This window comes from Streptomyces boncukensis, from assembly GCF_011045075.1.
GTDB lineage: Bacteria > Actinomycetota > Actinomycetes > Streptomycetales > Streptomycetaceae > Streptomyces > Streptomyces boncukensis.
Genome location: NZ_JAAKZZ010000676.1, coordinates 1 through 3,295 on the forward strand (window position 1 = coordinate 1; position 3,295 = coordinate 3,295).

Here is a 3,295-nt window from a genome sequence, read left to right on the forward strand (position 1 = left end):
GCGGAGCTCGCTCTGCGGGCGTTCGCGGAGGCTGTTGAGTGCGGGAGTACGGATGTGATGGTGGCGGACATCGACTGGGAGCGGTTCGTTCCGGCGTTCGCCTCCGCGCGTCCCAGTCGTTTGTTTGCTGAGCTTCCCGAGGCTGTTGGTGCTGTGGAGGTGTCGGGCCGGGTTTCCGGGGTGGGGTTGCGTGAGCAGTTGGTGGCGGTTCCGGTTGGACAGCGTCGGCAGATTCTGGTGGATCTGGTGCGGGCGCAGGCGGCGGTGGTCCTGGGTCATGCTGGGGTGGAGGCGGTCGAAGCGGGGCGTGCGTTCCGGGATCTGGGCTTCGACTCGCTGATGGCCGTTGAACTGCGTAACCAGCTGTCCGCGCAGACCGGCCTGGGACTGCCGGCCACCCTCGTGTTCGACCACCCCACCCCCGACGCCCTCGCCGACCAACTCCGTGCGGAGCTCACCCCCGACGAAGCTCAGCAGGCAGCGGCCTCGGTAGCCGAAGACATCGATCGCCTCGAAGCCAGCCTGCTGACGCTGTCCCGCGCCGAGGGCGAGCGGTTCGACGTCGCGGGCAGGCTGCAAACCCTCCTGGCCACCTGGAAGCAGGGCACGGCCTCGGGCGAAGAAGTCGCCGACGACGACGCGCTGGATCAGGCGGCCAGCGCCGACGAAGTACTGCAGCTGATCCAAAAGGAATTCGGGAGCCCGAAAGTGAACGGCGCTCAGACACCTCCCGTGAAGGGTGACGGCCATGGCGGATGAAGCACAACTCCTTGAGCAGCTGAAGTGGATGACCACCGAGCTGCGCCAGGCCCACCGCTCACTGCGCCAGGTCGAGGAACGCGAACACGAGCCGATCGCGATTGTCGGTGTCAGCTGCCGTTTCCCTGGTGATGTCAGTTCGCCGGACGACCTGTGGCGGCTGGTGCGTGACGGTGTCGACGGGATCGGCGACTTCCCCGCCAACCGCGGCTGGAGCGACGAGGGCGACTTCGTCCGCCAGGGCGGATTCCTCCATGACGCCGACCGGTTCGACGCGGCGCTGTTCGGGATCTCACCGCGCGAGGCCCTGGCGATGGACCCGCAGCAGCGTCTGCTGTTGGAGTCGGCCTGGGAGGTGTTCGAATCCGCCGGGATCGACCCGCGGTCGTCGCGGGGCACGCGGACTGGCGTGTATGTCGGCACGAACGGCCAGGACTACGCGACCCTGCTGGACGCCGACGAGGCGGAGGGATACATCGCCACCGGGGCCAGCGCCAGCGTGATCTCCGGCCGCGTAGCGTATGCGTTCGGGCTAGAGGGCCCCGCCGTCACCGTGGACACGGCGTGCTCGTCGTCACTGGTGGCACTTCACCTGGCGTCGCGGGCACTGCGGTCGGGAGAGTGCGAGCTGGCGGTGGTCGGCGGCGTGACCGTGATGACCACCACGGCGGCGTTCGTGGAGTTCGACCGGCAGGACGGGCTGGCCGGCGACGGCCGGTGCAAGGCGTTCGCGGCGTCCGCGGACGGCACCGGCTGGGGCGAGGGCATCGGACTGCTGCTGGTGGAGCGGCTGTCGGACGCGCAGCGCAACGGCCACCGGGTGCTGGCAGTGGTCCGGGGCAGTGCCGTCAACCAGGACGGTGCGTCGAATGGTCTGACAGCCCCGAGCGGTCCGTCGCAGCAGCGGGTGATCCGGCAGGCGCTGGCCAACGCTCAGCTTACGACCGCGGACGTCGATGCCGTGGAGGCACACGGCACCGGCACCCGGCTCGGTGACCCGATCGAGGCGCAGGCGCTGTCGGCGACCTATGGCCAGAACCGTGGCGAGAGCGGCGAGCCGCTGTGGATCGGCTCGGTCAAGTCGAACATCGCTCACACGCAGGCCGCCGCGGGTGTCGCGGGTGTGATCAAAATGGTCATGGCGATGCAGCATGGCCTGCTCCCGGCGACACTGCATGTGGATGAGCCGTCACCGCAGGTGGACTGGTCGGCGGGCGCGGTGGAACTGCTCAGCGAGGCGCGCTCGTGGCCCGAGGTCGATCGTCCGCGGCGGGCGGGAGTGTCGTCGTTCGGGATCAGCGGCACCAACGCCCACGTCATCCTGGAGCAGGCGCCGGAGGACGCCGGACAGGAGCCGGTGACCGAGCCGTCGGCACAACGACCCGATCTGGTGCCGTGGGTGGTGTCGGCGAAGTCCGAGGCCGCGTTGCAGGCGCAGCTTTCGCGGCTGCGGTCGTTCGTGGCCCAGCGGCCGGAGCTGGATGCGGTGGATGTCGGCTGGTCGCTGGCCACCACACGCGCGGCATTGGAGCACCGCGCGGTGCTGGCCGGGGACGGTGTGCTCGCGACCGGGGTGTCCGGCGAGGGCCGGTTGGCGTTCCTGTTCACCGGTCAGGGTGCGCAGCGTGCCGGGATGGGCCTGGGCCTCTACGAGCAGTTCCCGGTGTTTGCCGAGGCGTTCGACGCGGTGTGTGCGCGCCTGGACCCGTCGCTTCGGCAGGTCTTGACCGAGGGTGTCGGTCTGGAGGGCACGCTGTGGGCGCAGGCGGGGTTGTTCGCGCTCGAAGTGGCCCTGTACCGGCTGGTGGAGTCCTGGAGCGTGGTCCCGGATGTGGTGCTGGGGCATTCGTTGGGTGAGATCGTCGCCGCGCATGTGTCGGGGATTCTCGATCTGGATGACGCGTGCACGCTGGTCGCGGAGCGTGGCCGTTTGATGCAGGGGCTTCCGGCTGGTGGCGGGATGCTGGCGGTGCAGGCGGCCGAGGCGGATGTCGCTGATTCCGGGCTGGATGTGGCGGCGGTGAACGGCCCGGAGTCCGTGGTGCTGTCCGGTGCCATCGAGTCGGTTGAGCGGTATGCGGCGGAGTGCGCCGCCCGGGGCTGGCGGGTGAACGCCCTGGGGGTGTCGCATGCGTTCCACTCGGTGCTGATGGAGCCGATGCTGGAGGAGTTCGCGGCTGTCCTGTCCGGGTTGACGTTCAGCCCGGCGCGGATTCCGGTGGTGTCGAATCTGACGGGTGCGGTGGCCGAGCCGGGGGTGATGCAGGAGCCGGGGTACTGGCTGCGTCAGGTGCGTGAGACGGTCCGCTTCGCCGACGGTGTCGCTGCCACGGGTGCGTTCGGTGTGACCCGGTTCCTGGAGTTGGGGCCGGACGGTGTGCTGTCCGGTATGGCCCAGGACACGGCTCTCGATGCGGTGTTCGTGCCGATGCTGCGCAAGGACCGGGATGAGGGCGAGTCCGCGCTGGGTGCGATCAGCCGCCTGTGGACATCCGGTGTCGGGGTCGAGTGGGCGGGCGTTTTCGCCGGTTGGGGC

Annotated in this window: 2 protein-coding genes; both read left to right on the top strand. The window is 69.6% G+C overall.

What is annotated here, in order from left to right:
* Window positions 1–759, top strand: a 759-nt coding sequence (locus G5C65_RS34085) for a phosphopantetheine-binding protein (RefSeq protein ID WP_241266257.1), incomplete at its 5' end; no start/stop codon positions are given.
* On the top strand, window positions 749–3,295 hold a 2,547-nt coding region (locus G5C65_RS34090), incomplete at its 3' end, for a type I polyketide synthase (RefSeq protein ID WP_165302930.1). The genes G5C65_RS34085 and G5C65_RS34090, both read left to right, overlap by 11 nt.